Origin of the sequence: Eubacterium sp. AF15-50 (genome assembly GCF_934835595.1) — a bacterium.
Classification (GTDB): Bacteria; Bacillota; Clostridia; order Lachnospirales; family Lachnospiraceae; genus Eubacterium_G; species Eubacterium_G segne.
Map to the genome: position 1 here is coordinate 1 of NZ_CAKVZL010000050.1, position 15,667 is coordinate 15,667.

Annotated in this window: 14 protein-coding genes and 1 riboswitch; of the genes, 9 read left to right on the plus strand and 5 right to left on the minus strand. The window is 36.4% G+C overall.

Going from position 1 to position 15,667, the window contains the following annotated elements; all coding sequences use genetic code 11:
• A partial coding sequence (locus Q5O73_RS06805; protein ID WP_302669326.1) for a LacI family DNA-binding transcriptional regulator occupies positions 1–846 on the minus strand: 846 nt, incomplete at its 3' end.
• 352 nt (positions 847–1,198) lie between these two features.
• Here Q5O73_RS06805 and Q5O73_RS06810 point away from each other — a divergent pair.
• From Q5O73_RS06810 to Q5O73_RS06840, 7 genes are all read left to right on the plus strand, one after another.
• Positions 1,199–2,362 (plus strand): ABC transporter substrate-binding protein, encoded by a 1,164-nt coding sequence (locus tag Q5O73_RS06810; RefSeq protein ID WP_302624054.1) that lies wholly within the window; start codon positions 1,199–1,201, stop codon positions 2,360–2,362.
• Positions 2,363–2,480: 118 nt separating this feature from the next.
• Positions 2,481–3,365 carry a branched-chain amino acid ABC transporter permease gene (locus tag Q5O73_RS06815; protein ID WP_021952545.1) on the plus strand — a complete coding sequence of 295 codons (885 nt, stop codon included), beginning with the start codon at positions 2,481–2,483 and terminating at the stop codon, positions 3,363–3,365.
• A 9-nt stretch (positions 3,366–3,374) separates the two neighbouring features.
• On the plus strand, positions 3,375–4,436 hold the full coding sequence (locus Q5O73_RS06820) for a branched-chain amino acid ABC transporter permease (RefSeq protein ID WP_021952546.1): 1,062 nt from the start codon (positions 3,375–3,377) through the stop codon (positions 4,434–4,436).
• Positions 4,436–5,197: an ABC transporter ATP-binding protein gene (locus Q5O73_RS06825; RefSeq protein WP_021952547.1), complete on the plus strand. Its 762-nt coding sequence runs from the start codon at positions 4,436–4,438 to the stop codon at positions 5,195–5,197. The genes Q5O73_RS06820 and Q5O73_RS06825 overlap by 1 nt, the downstream gene beginning before the upstream one ends.
• A 12-nt stretch (positions 5,198–5,209) precedes the next feature.
• On the plus strand, positions 5,210–5,920 hold the full coding sequence (locus Q5O73_RS06830) for an ABC transporter ATP-binding protein (protein ID WP_021952548.1): 711 nt from the start codon (positions 5,210–5,212) through the stop codon (positions 5,918–5,920).
• Between the two features lie 63 nt (positions 5,921–5,983).
• Positions 5,984–6,607, plus strand: a complete 624-nt coding sequence (locus Q5O73_RS06835; protein ID WP_302669327.1) for an AAA family ATPase — start codon at positions 5,984–5,986, stop codon at positions 6,605–6,607.
• A gap of 549 nt (positions 6,608–7,156) precedes the next feature.
• Positions 7,157–7,242: riboswitch (NiCo riboswitch) on the plus strand.
• A gap of 110 nt (positions 7,243–7,352) precedes the next feature.
• Positions 7,353–8,288 carry a cation diffusion facilitator family transporter gene (locus Q5O73_RS06840; protein ID WP_302669328.1) on the plus strand — a complete coding sequence of 312 codons (936 nt, stop codon included), beginning with the start codon at positions 7,353–7,355 and terminating at the stop codon, positions 8,286–8,288.
• 247 nt (positions 8,289–8,535) lie between these two features.
• On the opposite strand, the gene Q5O73_RS06845 is transcribed toward Q5O73_RS06840, so the two are convergent.
• The gene (locus tag Q5O73_RS06845) at positions 8,536–8,868 is read right to left on the minus strand and encodes a hypothetical protein (protein ID WP_302669329.1); all 333 of its coding nucleotides are present in this window, start codon (positions 8,866–8,868) and stop codon (positions 8,536–8,538) included.
• A gap of 40 nt (positions 8,869–8,908) precedes the next feature.
• Complete coding sequence (locus Q5O73_RS06850; RefSeq protein ID WP_302669330.1) at positions 8,909–11,131, minus strand: ATP-dependent helicase; 2,223 nt, start codon at positions 11,129–11,131, stop codon at positions 8,909–8,911.
• Positions 11,132–11,284: 153 nt separating this feature from the next.
• Between Q5O73_RS06850 and Q5O73_RS06855 the strand changes: the two genes are divergently transcribed.
• Positions 11,285–11,980, plus strand: a complete 696-nt coding sequence (locus tag Q5O73_RS06855; RefSeq protein ID WP_302669331.1) for a class I SAM-dependent methyltransferase — start codon at positions 11,285–11,287, stop codon at positions 11,978–11,980.
• Here the strand turns inward: Q5O73_RS06855 and Q5O73_RS06860 are convergent, their stop codons facing one another.
• Positions 11,981–13,411, minus strand: a complete 1,431-nt coding sequence (locus tag Q5O73_RS06860; RefSeq protein ID WP_302669332.1) for an N-acetylmuramoyl-L-alanine amidase — start codon at positions 13,409–13,411, stop codon at positions 11,981–11,983.
• 83 nt (positions 13,412–13,494) lie between these two features.
• The gene (locus tag Q5O73_RS06865; protein ID WP_021952555.1) at positions 13,495–14,310 is read right to left on the minus strand and encodes a MerR family transcriptional regulator; all 816 of its coding nucleotides are present in this window, start codon (positions 14,308–14,310) and stop codon (positions 13,495–13,497) included.
• A 188-nt stretch (positions 14,311–14,498) separates the two neighbouring features.
• Between Q5O73_RS06865 and Q5O73_RS06870 the strand changes: the two genes are divergently transcribed.
• On the plus strand, positions 14,499–15,392 hold the full coding sequence (locus Q5O73_RS06870; RefSeq protein WP_118589697.1) for a cation transporter: 894 nt from the start codon (positions 14,499–14,501) through the stop codon (positions 15,390–15,392).
• Positions 15,393–15,667: the final 275 nt, after the last annotated feature.

Sequence of the window (15,667 nt, forward strand, 5' to 3'; positions counted from 1 at the left end):
GATATTATCTACTCCTAAAACTGCTATATCCTTTGGAATGGAGTAACCTGCTTCCTGGATTGCCCGATATACTCCTATTGCCCTTTCATCACCTGACACAAAGAATGCATCCGGCTTTTCTTCTTCAAGAACTCCCTTTGCAATTCTGTATGCCTTATCTACTGTACTTGCTCCATATCTTATGTTAAATATGCCATCAGACTTACCTGTGGCATCCTGAAATCCTTTTACTCTTAATTTGTTAGAGTCAAATCTTTCTTCGCCAACAAGAAATTCTATGTATTTATAACCTCTGCCTATAAGGTAACTTCCTCCCTTGTAGCCTACATAATAGTTGTCCAAGCTTACGGAGCATACATCGTCGTCCTCAACCTGTCCAAATATTACAAAAGGAATACCCCGTTCTTTTAAGAACTTTACCCTAAGGTCGTCATATACATGCTCCAGTAAAATCACTCCATCAGCCAGTCCGTTTTCCAAAAGATAATATCCGTCTGTTTCATCTGAAATAAAGCTGTTACTATTACTTGGTGTCATAATTACTTTCAGATTTTTCATCCTTGCATATGAGAACAGATACTTAAGCATAACCACATGCCATGAACTTAAATGTTCCTCCTCATGCCTGTCTGTAAAAACCATTATTACGTTAGTTTTTGCTCCTTTTAAACCTTTAGCCAAAATGCTTGTCTGATATCCCAGTTCCTTTATTGTGGTGTTTACAATATCTCTGGTTTTCTTAGAGACGCTTTCCGAATCATTTACAACTCTGGAAACTGTCTTAATTGAAACTCCACAGGCATCAGCTATATCCTTAATAGTGACCTTACCTTTTCTTGTATTCATATGTATTTCCTCATTTCATTTTATTGATCAATAGCTTGAAACCCTGTAAGAACATGTCTTGTTTTGTCTTACGTTGTCATATTAATATTTTTATGCATTATTGTCAATAAGGCTATTGTTTTTTCTTTATTTTTGTATATTTTGTATATTTTCGTAGGGTTTTTATATTGATTTTAACGTGGTGAAATGTCCGCTTTTGTCCTTATTTTTTCTTTAAAAACCTTTTTTGTCCCGTGGCAGGACATTTTGTTGTCATATGAGATATTTTTCATTTTCTATTGACAAAACTTCTGATTAAAATTACCATACCTATTATAACCTATTTAATATAAAGAATAAGGAGGAATTTCTAATGAAATTATGGAAAAAGGCTGTAAGCCTTGCAATGGTTTCTGTATTGGCATTATCAATGAGTGCCTGCGGAAGCTCAGAAAACAAGAGTACAGGTTCAACTGATACATTTAAGATTGGTGGTATCGGACCTACAACAGGTGATGCTGCAATTTACGGAAAGGCTGTAAAAAACGGTGCACAGCTTGCCGTTGATGAAATTAACAAAAACGGTGGAATCAACGGAAAGAAGATTGAATATAAATTTGAAGATGACCAGAGTGATGCAGAAAAGTCTGTTAATGCTTACAACAGTTTAAAGGACTGGGGCATGCAGATGTTAGTCGGTGCAGTTACATCTAACCCATGTACTGCAGTAGTTGAGAACACACACAATGATAATATGTTCCAGCTTACACCATCAGCTACAGCTGTTGAATCTATTCAGTATGATAACGCATTCCGTATGTGTTTCTCAGATCCTAACCAGGGTTCTGCTTCTGCTGATTACATAGCTGATAACAAGCTTGCTTCTAAGGTAGCCGTTATTTATAACAGTTCAGACCCTTACTCATCAGGCATTTATCAGAAGTTTGCTGAAGAAGCAAAGGCTAAAGGACTTGATGTTGTAGCAGCTGAAGCTTTCACAGCTGACAGCAAGACAGATTTCTCTGTTCAGATTCAGAAAGCTCAGAGCTCAGGAGCAGAATTAGTATTTCTTCCTATTTATTATCAGGAAACTTCATTAATTCTTGCTCAGGCTAAGAAAGCCGGCTTTACACCTAAGTATTTCGGATGCGATGGTATGGACGGAATCCTTGCCCTTGACGGATTTGACAAGAGCCTTGCAGAAGGACTTATGTTCCTTACACCGTTTACAGCTGATGCCGAAGACGAAAAAACTCAGGCATTCGTAAAAGCATACAAAGATGCTTTTGGTGATACACCTATTCAGTTTGCTGCTGATGCTTACGACTGTGTATACACAATTAAAGCAGCTATTGAAAAATCAGGGGTTACACCTGATAAGAGCGTATCAGATATATGTGATGCATTAAAGGCAGCTATGACACAGATTAAGATGGATTGCCTTACAGGTAAAGAAATTACATGGTCTGCTGATGGAGAACCTTCAAAGTTGCCAACAGTTGTCGTTGTTGAAAAGGGTGCATACAAAGTTAAATAAAGTAAATTAAAATAGGTTAATATTGATTTTTTGCAAGATTGCCTGTATGAGCTTTTTTCACTCGTACAGGCTCTCTTTGCTTATAAATGGTATAATAATAGAAAATAGGAGGAAAAACATGAGCTTTGTGTCGTATCTTATTAACGGATTAAGCTTAGGAAGTGTTTATGCATTAATTGCCCTTGGTTACACCATGGTATACGGTATTGCAAAAATGCTTAACTTCGCTCATGGGGATGTCATTATGATAGGTGGTTATGTTGCCTTACTTTCCATGACAAATGCCGGATTATCCCCGCTTTTGGCAACACTCATTTCTATAGTTATCTGTACAGTTTTAGGTATTGTTATAGAAAGAGTTGCATACAGACCTCTTAGAAATGCTACATCTTCTTTGGTTGTACTTATTACCGCCATCGGTGTCAGTTATCTGTTGCAAAACGTTGCACTTTTACTTTTCGGTGCTAACGCACAGACCTTCCCATCAGTTATTTCATGGAAGGGATTGTCTCTTGCAGGAGGAAAGTTAAATATTTCCGGCGAAACTTTTGTAACTATTTTGGTTTGTATTGTAATTATGGTATGTTTAATGCTGTTTGTTCAAAAGACCAAACCGGGTCAGGCAATGCGTGCTGTTTCAGAAGACCGTGGAGCTGCCCTTTTAATGGGTATTAACGTAAACGGTACTATAGCCCTTACCTTTGCCATTGGTTCAGGTCTTGCAGCTATTGCCGGAGTGCTTTTATGCTCCGCATACCCTAGCCTTACACCTTATACAGGTGCCATGCCTGGTATTAAAGCCTTTGTTGCTGCTGTATTCGGTGGAATCGGTTCTATTCCGGGAGCATTTATCGGAGGACTTCTTCTTGGGGTTATTGAAATATTTGGTAAAGCATATATTTCTTCCCAGATGGCAGATGCCATTGTATTTGCAGTATTAATTATTGTCCTTTTAGTAAAACCAACAGGACTTTTAGGCAAAAAAATCCAAGAGAAAGTGTAGGTGAATATTATGTTAAAGAAATTATCAAAACAAAAAAAGAACGACTTAATCACCTATGGTATTGTTATAGTAGCATTTATAGCAATGCAGATACTTATTGGTTCAGGACAGATTTCATCTCTTTTTCAGGGATTAATGGTTCCTCTTTGTACTTATATAATACTTGCAATTTCATTAAACTTAGTAGTAGGTATTCTTGGTGAATTAAGCTTAGGTCATGCGGGATTTATGTGTGTTGGTGCCTTTTCCAGTGCATTTTTCTCAAAAACCATGTCCGATACCATTACCAATTCCTCTCTTCGTTTCTTTATTGCTTTATTAATTGGAATTGTGGTTGCAGCCATTTTCGGTATTATAATCGGAATCCCTGTACTTCGTCTTAAGGGTGACTACCTTGCAATCGTAACTCTTGCCTTTGGAGAAATTATTAAAAACCTTGTAAATGTACTTTACATTGGAAAAGATTCAAAAGGTTTTCATTTTTCCACAAAAGATGTTATGTCCCTTAACATGGATCCTGACGGAAAGGTTTTAGTTAATGGTCCTCAGGGTATTACCGGTGCACCTAAAGATGCAACATTTCTTATTGGATTTATTTTAGTCCTTATTACGTTATTTATAGTATTAAATCTGATTCATTCAAGAGACGGTCGTGCAATTATGGCTATTCGTGATAATCGTATTGCTGCTGAATCTATCGGAATTAACATTACAAAGTATAAACTTATGACCTTTACCATTTCTGCCGGTATGGCAGGTGCAGCAGGTGTTCTTTACGGACACAACCTTTCAAACCTTACGGCAAATACTAATAACTTCGGTTACAATATGTCCATAAACATTCTTGTATTTGTTGTTCTTGGTGGAATTGGAAATATCAGAGGTTCAATTATATCTGCGGTTATTCTTACACTTTTACCGGAATTGCTTCGAGGGTTGTCAGATTACCGTATGTTAATTTACGCTATTGTTTTAATTATTATGATGCTCTTTAACTGGGCTCCTAAGGCAATTGAATGGCGTGAAAAATATCTTTCCTTTGGGAAGAAGAAAAAGGAGGCTTCAAAATAATGGATGATTTATTAAGTGTAAAAAATCTGGGAATTTCATTTGGCGGTCTCCGGGCAGTAAATGAATTTAGTATTAATATCAAAAAAGAGCAGCTTTATGGCCTTATCGGGCCTAACGGTGCCGGAAAAACTACTATTTTTAACCTTCTTACAGGAGTTTACAAACCTGACAGTGGTAAAATTCTTCTTGATAATGTGGATATTACAGGAAAATCTACTATTGATATAAGTAAAGCAGGGATTGCAAGAACATTCCAGAATATTCGTCTTTTCTCTCAATTGACGGTTCTTGATAATGTTAAGGCAGGGCTTCACAATAAGCATCATTACTCTACATTAGACAGTATTCTCCGTCTTCCACGTTTCCACAAAACGGAAAAGGAAATGGATAAGATTGCCATGGAGCTTCTTGATGTATTCGGACTGGCAGATTATGCAAATGTTGAAGCCCAGAACCTTCCTTACGGTCAGCAGAGAAAATTGGAAATTGCAAGAGCTCTTGCAACGGAACCAAAGCTTCTTTTATTAGATGAGCCTGCTGCCGGCATGAATCCAAATGAAACAGAAGAGCTTATGGATATGATTCGTTTTGTAAGAGATCATTTCCATATGACAATACTTTTAATTGAACATGATATGAAACTTGTCAGCGGAATCTGCGAACAGTTGACTGTTCTTAACTTTGGTGAAGTTTTAGCCCAGGGTGATACATCAACTGTATTAAATGATCCACAAGTTATCAAGGCTTATATTGGAGAATAGGAGGAAACCGTTATGGCAATGCTTGAAGTAAAAGATTTAGAAGTATATTATGGTATGATACAGGCAATTAAGGGTATCTCTTTTGAAGTAAACAAAGGTGAGGTTATTGCCTTAATCGGCGCTAACGGTGCCGGCAAAACCACTACTCTTCATACAATTACCGGTTTGCTTTCTCCTAAAGAAGGTAAAGTCCTCTTTGAGGGAAAGGATATTACAAAGATTCCGGCTCACAAAATTGTATCTATGGGAATGGCACATGTTCCTGAGGGAAGACGTGTTTTTGCGGAATTAAGCGTATATGAGAACCTTAAGCTTGGTGCTTATACCAGAAAAGATAAAAATAATATTGAAGCTGATTTAAAGAGTGTTTATGAACGTTTTCCACGACTGGCTGAAAGAAAGAACCAGGCTGCCGGAACTTTAAGTGGTGGTGAGCAGCAGATGTTAGCCATGGGTCGTGCTTTGATGTCAAAACCGTCTATTATTTTGATGGATGAGCCATCAATGGGACTTTCACCAATTCTTGTTAATGAAATTTTTGATATTATTCAGTCTATCAGCAAAAGTGGTACTACTGTTCTCTTAGTTGAACAGAATGCCAAAAAGGCATTATCCATTGCTGACAGAGCATATGTTTTAGAAACAGGTAAGATTGTTTTAGAGGGTAAAGCCAGTGACCTGCTTGAAAATGACTCTATCAAGAAGGCATACCTTGGTGAATAATGGGATATATATGTCATTTTTCCTTAGAATATGGCATTACATGTAAAGAAGGAGGGAAGTAAAATGGAGAATGTTGTTATTACAATTTCCCGTCAATACGGAAGTGGCGGAAAGACAATTGCTGCCATGCTGGCTCAGAAACTAGGTGTCAACTTTTACAGCCGTGATATTTTAAAAATGGCTTCTGAGGATAGTGGAATTAATGAAGAACTTTTTGGTATGTCTGACGAGAAAATCCGTCGTGCCGGATGGCTTCGTACTTTAAGTCACCCTTATGAAGGTAAACTCCTTCCACCGGAAGATAAGGAATTCGTTTCTGATGATAACCTTTTCAATTATCAGGCAAAGGTAATTAAGGATTTGGCTCAGAAGGAGTCCTGCGTTATTGTTGGAAGATGTTCTAACTTCATATTAAGGGATGAACCTAATGTATTAAGTGTTTACATTCATGCTGACAAGGATTTCTGCCTTGCCCGTGCCATGGAAAGAAATAGCATGAGCGAAAAGGAAATGCAGCGTAAAATCGAACGTACCAACAAATACCGTTCTGATTTCTACTACTATCACACAGGTCATAAATGGACGGATGCCAGAGACTATGATTTGTGCTTAGACAGTGGCAAGCTTGGTTTTGAAAAGTGTGTGGAAGAAATTGAAGCCTATGCTAAAATCAGATTTGGTAAGTAAATAAGAGATAGATATTTAAATGCTACCCGGAAATGAAGCAATGATATTTCCGGGTAGTTTTTTTATATTTAGGGATAGTGATGGGCAATGATATTTTTATGAGACTTTTCGACGTATTGGGGGCTTTCTGGTGCACTTGGAGGCTTTTGGACGTATTTGGGGCTTTCTGGTGCACTTGAAGGCTTTTTATCGCTTATAGCCGGCAAAGGTCACAGTGTTTTGGTGATTTTTACCGGGACTTTTCTATGAAATCTTTGTTTTCCCGGTTTGTTTCGGTGGTTTTAGCCGGGGAAGGGGCAATTCGTACCGGGAATTTTTCATCAAATCTTTGTTTTCCCGGTTCTTTTCTTTGATTTCAGCTGGCGAATGGGCGATTCGTACCGGGATTTGACTATGAAATTCTTCTTTTCCCGGTTTGTTTCGGTGGTTTCACACTTTTACCTTTATCATATTTTATAAGTTGATGTTTTATCATATCCTTCATAAATTAATTGACGCTTTTTAATAAATGTGCTACTATGAACATACTCTTTGCACTGCATATAATCTACAGTACAAACTGATCAGACCATTAACTTTGGTTAAGGAGTCGGGCCGTAACATGGCAGTGGAATTTATTCATCCACGGGACAGTAGTTGCTTATACTGATTCGTGGGTGTTTTTTTATACTTTTTTATAAGCATATTAAAAATCTCACATATATCTGGTGCCGTAGAACTATCTTATATTATGGAGGTAACTAATATGGAAAAAGACAAAGTTATGACCGAAGGCAGCCATTCTGATACCCTTGATTTTCAGAAGGTTGCAAACAAAGTATCCTTTATTACAATTATTGAAAACGTGCTATTATCACTTTTCAAACTTTTTGCCGGAGTTGTGGCACATTCCAGTGCTATGATAAGTGATGCCATTCATTCGGCATCTGATGTTTTTAGCACAATTGTGGTAATAATAGGAATTAAGCTGGCTTCAAAAGAGTCCGACAGGGAACACCCATACGGACACGAGCGAATGGAATGTGTGGCAGCCATTGTTTTGTCAATAGTTCTCTTTATTACCGGTCTTGCCATCGGTGTAGATGCGGCGGAAAATATTATAAAGGGAAATTATGAAACAATGGAAGTTCCCGGAGTCCTTGCCCTTGTGGCAGCAATCGTCTCCATTGCCACTAAAGAAATTATGTACTGGTACACCCGCCATTATGCTAAGAAGTTAGATTCCAGTGCTTTAATGGCTGATGCATGGCACCACCGTTCAGATGCCTTTTCATCCATTGGTGCCTTAATCGGTGTAGGTGGAGCTATTTTAGGATTCCCTATTATGGATTCTATCGCCAGTCTTGTTATTTTTGTTTTCATTGCCAAGGCTGCATATAGTATTTTCAAAGATGCCATGGACAAAATGGTAGACCATTGTTGCGACGAAAAAACAGAGAAAGAAATTTATGATTATATAATCAGCCATGACGATGTTTTAGGCATTGACCTGCTGCAAACAAGAATCTTTGGAAATAAAATCTATATTGATTTGGAAATCGAGGTTGACGCAAGTTATTCTTTAGAAAAGGCTCACGCTGTAGCGGAGGATGTTCACAAAAATATCGAACAACGCTTCCCAAAGGTTAAACATATTATGATACATGTTAATCCCTATGAAGGGGAAGAGGGGAAATGTTAATAAGTTGGTAATTAATATCTCTTAGCAAATAAGAAATAACCAGTTATTAAGCTTTTTTGCGCTCTACAACGCTTTACAGACTCTACCCCTGACAAATAATAATTAGTACACAAAAAGACTGTATGTTCAAGTTGTTGAACTACAGTCTTTTATTAAACTATAATTATATTTTCAAAAGCGTAGTTGACCAGCTCCGATGGAGCGTGCTCTGCGGAGCAGAGTTATGAAACGGTAATCCTATACCGTTTCATAAATTATAGGCTTTACCACATCCCTGATACCGGTATTTATTTTTTAAATCTGTACTTTCCTTTTCGTGACCGGACACCGATTCAATAATATCCGCCTGTACCAGATTAGAAATCAGTTTTGATGCACCTGATTTTTTCAGTTCAAGAAGTTCCATAACTGCACTTCTTCCAAATACTTCATCAAATCCAAATTTTTCAAAAAGTCTATGAATATGAACTTTCGTTTTTACAGAAAAATTGCTTTCTTTTTCGGAAAGTACCCTTTCAATGTCCACTTTTTTGCCCCCAATGTCCACTTTTTCGTCCCCAATGTCCAATTTTTCATTCAAAAGTCCACTTATATGAAGATTTCGACTGTGTATTTACATTTTACTCTATCAACTGATTTTTAAGCATAATCCTCAAGTCGCACTTTATCTTTTTGGTTTTAGACTCCAGTTCCACCATTCTGTCGTCTATTACCCGTGCCTTACACTCCCCAAGTTTCTTGTGAACAACCTTTCCGGTTCTCTTTATTTCTTCAAGCTTTTCTTTATACCGGGCATCGCTTATATCAATGGTTTTAGTTTTTTCCACTAAGCCATTTTTTACACTAATTGTATTTCCTGACCTTGATGGTTTTCTATCTGCCTTTTCAAGCCCCAGCAATTCATCTGAAAAAGTTGATGCGTTAACAAAAGTAAACAAAACCAGCTCATCTTTTGCCCTTGTAACGGCAACATAGTAAAGCCTTCTCTCCTCTTCATACTCCTTTAGGCTCTCTTTATCCGCTTTTTCAGGTCTGGCAATAACCTTAGATGGAAATATCCCGTCTTTTCCATCCATTATAAATACCCTGTCATATTCAAGACCTTTGCTTGAATGAATAGTAGACAGCACAAAATTACTGTTTTTGTTAAATTTCTTAGTGCTGATTATTTTCGCCAGTTCATCTAACCTTTCTACCACTCTCATAGCCGACGGTTCCATGGAAGCAATAGCTTTAATAATGTCTATTTTGTCAGTTTTAATTTTATACCGCTGCAAATAGTCGTTATAACCCATAGTACCGGCTATTCTGCCTATTGCCTGTCCTCCATTATCCTTTAACAGATTTTCAAACTGTCTGATTATTTTTCCAACACTTTGCTTAGTTCCTGAAGGAATTTCAGGTATTTTAAGAGCTGCCTGCAATATGGGAATATCTTCTTTTTTGCTTAACCTATATATTCTATCTAAATAATCCCTGCCTATATAAGTGGAAACTTTAAAATAAATTCGGGTAAACAATTCAGTATTCTTTGTGTCATGGGCAAATAAAATTATATCCCTAATATCCTTTACCACCTTGTTTGAAAAAAATGTCAGGTCATTATTTTTCACATAATATGGGATATTCATTCGCTCTAATCTGTCTATAACCGGCAAAATGCACTCATTTTCCGGATACAGCACTGCCGTTACTTTCTGTCCCATTGTTTTTTCTTCAAACCCGGATTCTACCCCATTTATCCGGCTCTGCTCTGTCTGATACTTTTTCATCCTGCTCTGCTCTATCTCATATTTTTCCATCTGACATTGTCTTGCAGCCTCTATTAAATGGGAATACTGGTCTTTTCTATCATTTACCTTTATTGTCTTAATATCCACTCCCATGTCTCTTGTGGCTTTCATATGCTTTTCATGCCTCATTGTATTTTTACTGACGAACCTATCTGCCGCCTTAACTATTTTCCCGGCAGACCTGAAATTTTCCTCCATTAAAAGAACATTTGCCCCGGGATAATTTTCCTCAAAAGAAATAAGTGCCTCCGGATATGCTGCCCTAAATCCATATATGCTTTGGTCTTCATCCCCCACCATAAACAGTTTCCGGTACTTTCCCGCTAACATATTTATTAACTCATGCTGTATTTTTGAAGTATCCTGTGCCTCATCCACACAAATATATTTGTATGTTTCCTGAAAATCTCTAAGCAAATCCTTACATAGTTTTAACAGATTTATGGCATAAATCATCTGGTCATCATAATCCATCAAAAAGCCGTCTCTAAGTTTCTTATTGTATATGTCAAAGATTTTATGTATGGGAATATCTTCCTTTTCCCCCAAAACTGCTATTTCATCCTTTGAAAGCACCATATTTTTAATATAAGTTATTCTAGTGGACAGATTCATCAAATCGCTTTCCGTAGGTCGGCTGTTTACCGCCTCTGTATAGGCTTCCGCCAAAAGACGATACCTGTCACTTTCCTTATCTAACAGATTATAAACCTCCTTGTGAGATTTTTCCGAAAAATAGTTAATAATCTTTGCTGCAATACCGTTAATTGTCCTAAAATTAAGTTTTCCTGCCATCTCCTGTCCAAACATCTCTGCAAACCGTGTTTTCATTTCCATGGTGGCAGGCACTGTGTATGTCAGGGTTAGAATACTTTCAGGCTCTATACCAAGGCAATAAATCATGTAGCCAAGTCTTGTTATAAGAACTCTGGTTTTTCCACTTCCCGGCACCGCCAGAATAAGAGTTGGCTTTTCCACAGATTTCACTGCCGCTAACTGCTGCTCATTTAATTGTATATTGTACTTATTTATAAATTCCCCGAATGTCATGTAAATCCTCTTAAATCTCTTTTTAAACACATTTATAATAGCATAATCGGACTTTTTTTCCCATACAAAACATTCCGGTAACTTATTGATTCTTTTAAAAAGTGAATCTATAATTGTGTTAATACTGAAAAATACTAAAAAGAGGTGTGCAAAATGAACAAAGAAGATGAAATAATAAAACAGGACTACAATCGTGCCGTTAATATGTGGAACGAAACTTACTCCCACTGCAAAATCGTTGATTTAAAAGGAAAATCTCTTTCCGTGGAGCCTATGTTTGATATTTGCTTAGATATTTTTGCCAGCAAATGTAAAAATATTTTGGATTTTGGCTGTGGCACCGGAGATGTGATTTTTCAATGCTATGAATTTGGAAATATGAATTTTGGTCTGGGAGTTGATTTGTCAGAAACAGGCATCCAATATGCCCGCAAAATGACTTCCGTAAATAATTATAAAAGCCTTAACTTCGATATAGGAGACATATCTTACTTTGACAGCTACGAGGAAGGCTCCTTTGACGGAATAATACTGTCAAATGTTTTAGACGTAATGCCTAAAGATGTAGCTGTAAAAACCTTTAATCGCCTTACTGATCTTTTATCCCCGAAAGGTCTAATGTTTGTAAAATTAAATCCTTATTACAACAAAGCCGATATGGCTGAATGGGGGATGACCCAGATTAAGGACAATCTTTTTGAGGAGGACGGGGTTTTAAGATACCGTGAACTTGACACGGCATCCTGGAAACAAAGCTTTGAAAAGTCCTACAACATTTTACGATATTTAGAGTTTCCATACCCATGGCAGGAAGGTATGAACCGTCTGTTTTTGTTAGAAAAAAGGTAATTATTTATTCATGCCCTTAACAATGCCGGAAGCAATGGTTTTTAATGCCTTGTTTGAATGATTGCTGCTCTTATCTCCTACCTCTAAATCCACCGATGGAATGGTAGAGTAGGAGGTTTGAGTTAAATCAATTGCCATTTCCCCCTTTCCATATATTTTAACTCCTGCATTTTCCATTCCCCATACGAGATTTTTTCCTAATTTATTGTGTTTTTTCCAATTTTTAGAAACCGGATACATATTTCTATATGACTGATTTTCAGGTACGCTAATATAAAATGCCCCTTTATCAGATGATGAAGAATCGTAATGCAGGGCAATGTGATAATCGGCACAGTTATTGGCAAACACTGTTCTTCCAATATTGTCTATCTGGGAATCTTCGCCTTCCCTTACCATTAAAACATTATAACCTGCTTTTAAAAGCTTCTTTTTCACTACCATTGCCAGTTTCAATGTAGCCTGCGCCTCTGTGGTTCCGTCATTTAAAACAGTTCCACTATTAATTGACGTAGCTCTTATGGCACCTGCTGCCGTACTTCCTCCCGTTACTTTTCCACTGCCATCAGGATGGCATAAAGTCATAACACTTTCGCCTCCTTTAGTTCCATGACCTGCATTTATACACACTGTTTTTTTCTTAGTTTTAGGTGCACTTGAAAAATATAAGGTGGCTGAATCTGTATGTATTTTTGAATAACCTGCAAACTCCCATTTACCATTCCATGGAATTATTTTGGCACAGGTACTCCAATGTGAATAATATTTCTTTTTTCCTTTCCTGACATAACCCCTTACTCTTACATAATAGCTCTTTGTATTCTTTAGTTTAGATAGCTTTGCAGATTTTTTGTTTTGTCCCTTTATTGTTTTAACCCCTGTTTTTTTAAAGCTTTGCTTTGTGGAATACTGTACCTGATACCCATTAGCCTTACTGTTTTTGCGCCAGGAAACCTGAGTATTTCCTGCTTTTTTGGTTAATATATCAATGCTGCTTCCCTTAAGAAAACAGCTTTTAACTTCCGGAGAAATCACGCTTTTATATGTTTTTCCATTAATTGTTTTATACGCCATAATGCTAAATCCATATAAAGTACCGTTTTTGTTTGCTCCTTTGTCTGTATATTTAGTTGTCTCCTTTTTCACCTGACAGATTTTCTTTCCGTCCCTGTAAATATAATAGCCTGTAGCCCCCTCTATTTTATTCCATGTTATGGCAATGCCATTCCTGTTATTAACAATAGAAGCTATTACCGGTCTTTCTTTTTCAAAATCCGTAACCGTTGTAGAAGTCTCCTCCGCCTCTATTACAGAATTAACCGTAGCTCTACCCGGCATTTTAAATCCCGTATTATTAATTCCCGCCAAAATAGTCACTGCTATTACAATAATTCCTGATGCAATTATCATTTTCATTGTCTTTTTATTCATAGGCTACCACCTTTTATATTTATTAACTTTAGTTTAACACTTATACCCTTCAGTTCAACTGTAAAATACACTATTTCCATTCATTATTTTACCGGAAGTTGAATTTCCGTAAGACATTCTTCCTCTATGGATGTTTCATAATCATCTATGTGGCAAAATTCTATGGGATCACCTGTTATTTTCAGATGATGTTCTTTAGCGTAAGCTATTAGCTTGTCCACTCCCTGTTTGGTTCTTGTAGATGAACCTTTATAGAAAATAGACAGGTACTTTCCGGCAGGAAGGGAATAATTACTATTATATAAAAGTGTGTCAGAATAGAAAAACACCCCCTTTGTAATATAGGAATTGTCCTCGTCATTTACTTTGCTTGTGTCTAACACATAACAGTCACAGGCTCCTATTGTGTCTACTTTGTTTTTGTGGGACTGCATATATTTAACAAGATAATAATCCACGTCATCATCATCTAAATTGGATTCGCTTATCATTACACAATGTCTCTCTTCAAAATTTTTAAGCCTGATGTTTTCTAAATCAGTGTGATTCATATTTTCTTCTAAGGACTTAATTCTTGCCTCAATACTTATTCTTTTTTCAAACAGCTCAACTATGTTTTGATTAACAATATTAAGTTCCTCCGTAAGTAATGTTTTAGTGGTTTCCACATTTTGATTTTTATCAAATTCCTTTATCCGCTCGGTGGAAAAGTCCAGTCCCAGCAACTCTCTTATCATGGTAAGCTGACGTATATCTGATAAGGTATAAACCCTGTAATTGTTCTCCTGATTTCGCAATGGGTTAAGTATTCCAATCTTTTCATAGTAACGTATGGAATCCGTGCTTACATTAAATAATCTTGATAATTCTCCTATGTTAAAAGTCTTTTTTCGCTTCATTTTCGTTTCTTTCCTTGTATTATACTAATGTTTGTTTGCCAATTATAATAGATATAATAAGTATTTTTAGGTATTATATCTGTATTTAGGCATATTGACATTAGTATTATACCAGACTTTATTATATTGTAGAACAAAAAAGGCAATAAAATTTATTGTTCTTTGGAAAGGATTATTTTTTATTCATTATGAAAGATGAGAAATACAAAATAGAAAACAAAATATTAAAGCTTTCACTGGGAGGCACCATTGCATTTACTTTATTAGAAATTATAGCTTCATTTTTGTTGGGTTCTAAAACCGTAATGACTGACGGAATATTCGATTTATTTGATTTACTTCTTTTGCTTCCAATGTTTGCATTGGTTCCATTTCTGTATAAACCTGTTTCTGAAAAGAAACCTTATGGCTGTTCACAAATTGAATCATTATTGGTATTAATTAAATATGTTGTTCTTTTGATTGTGGTTATTAATATGATTGCTTCGAATGTAGTTGTATTATTACACGGCGGACACACAGTTAATGCATTAAACGTGTTAATTTATGAAGCTTCCCTTTGTGGTGGTTGCATTGTTATGTTGCTGATGTTGAAGCATTTAAGCCGTAAATATTCTTCCATGATTATAAAATCGGAATTATATTTATGGAAGGTTGATATTGTAAGCACTCTTGGAATTTCCGTGGCTTTTTTATTCCAGCTGTTTTTGGCAAATACAAAGCTTAACTTTGTAATACCTTACATTGACTCATCTGTAGCCATTGTTGTGGCTTTGTTCCTGGTTAAGGAACCGGTTTTACAGATTATAAAAAATCTTAAGGAGTTAGTTCTTTTCTCCCCTGAACAGGATGTTATGGATGAAATCAGAAAGGTTGTTAATGAGGATATTCAAAATTATGACTACAGCCTTGATTTTCTTGATGTAACCCAGACCGGACGTAAAACATGGATTGAGGTTTATGTTAAAAGCAAAAATGATATTGTAAAAATTAAGGATTTTAAGAGGATACAGGAACATATCACAAAGGACTTAGAAAATAAATTTGATCAGATATCTGTGGAAATTGTTCCGGCAATATAGCATTACTGTCTAACTGTAAAACATTATCCAAAGGAAAATCCGTTAATCAGATTGCTGATGACTTAGAAGAGGATGTTTCCAAAATTAAAGAAATATATGACGTAGCTAAAGACTTTGCTCCTGAATACGATGTTAAGAAAATTTTAGAGAAATTAGGATAATTTTATAAAAAGACTGCAGGCAGGTAAATGAAAATACCGAGTCTGTGAAATAAAGTCTGTAAATAGACATTCTATGATAAGTGATGGAGCTGTAAGTTCATGAAATGAGCTTGC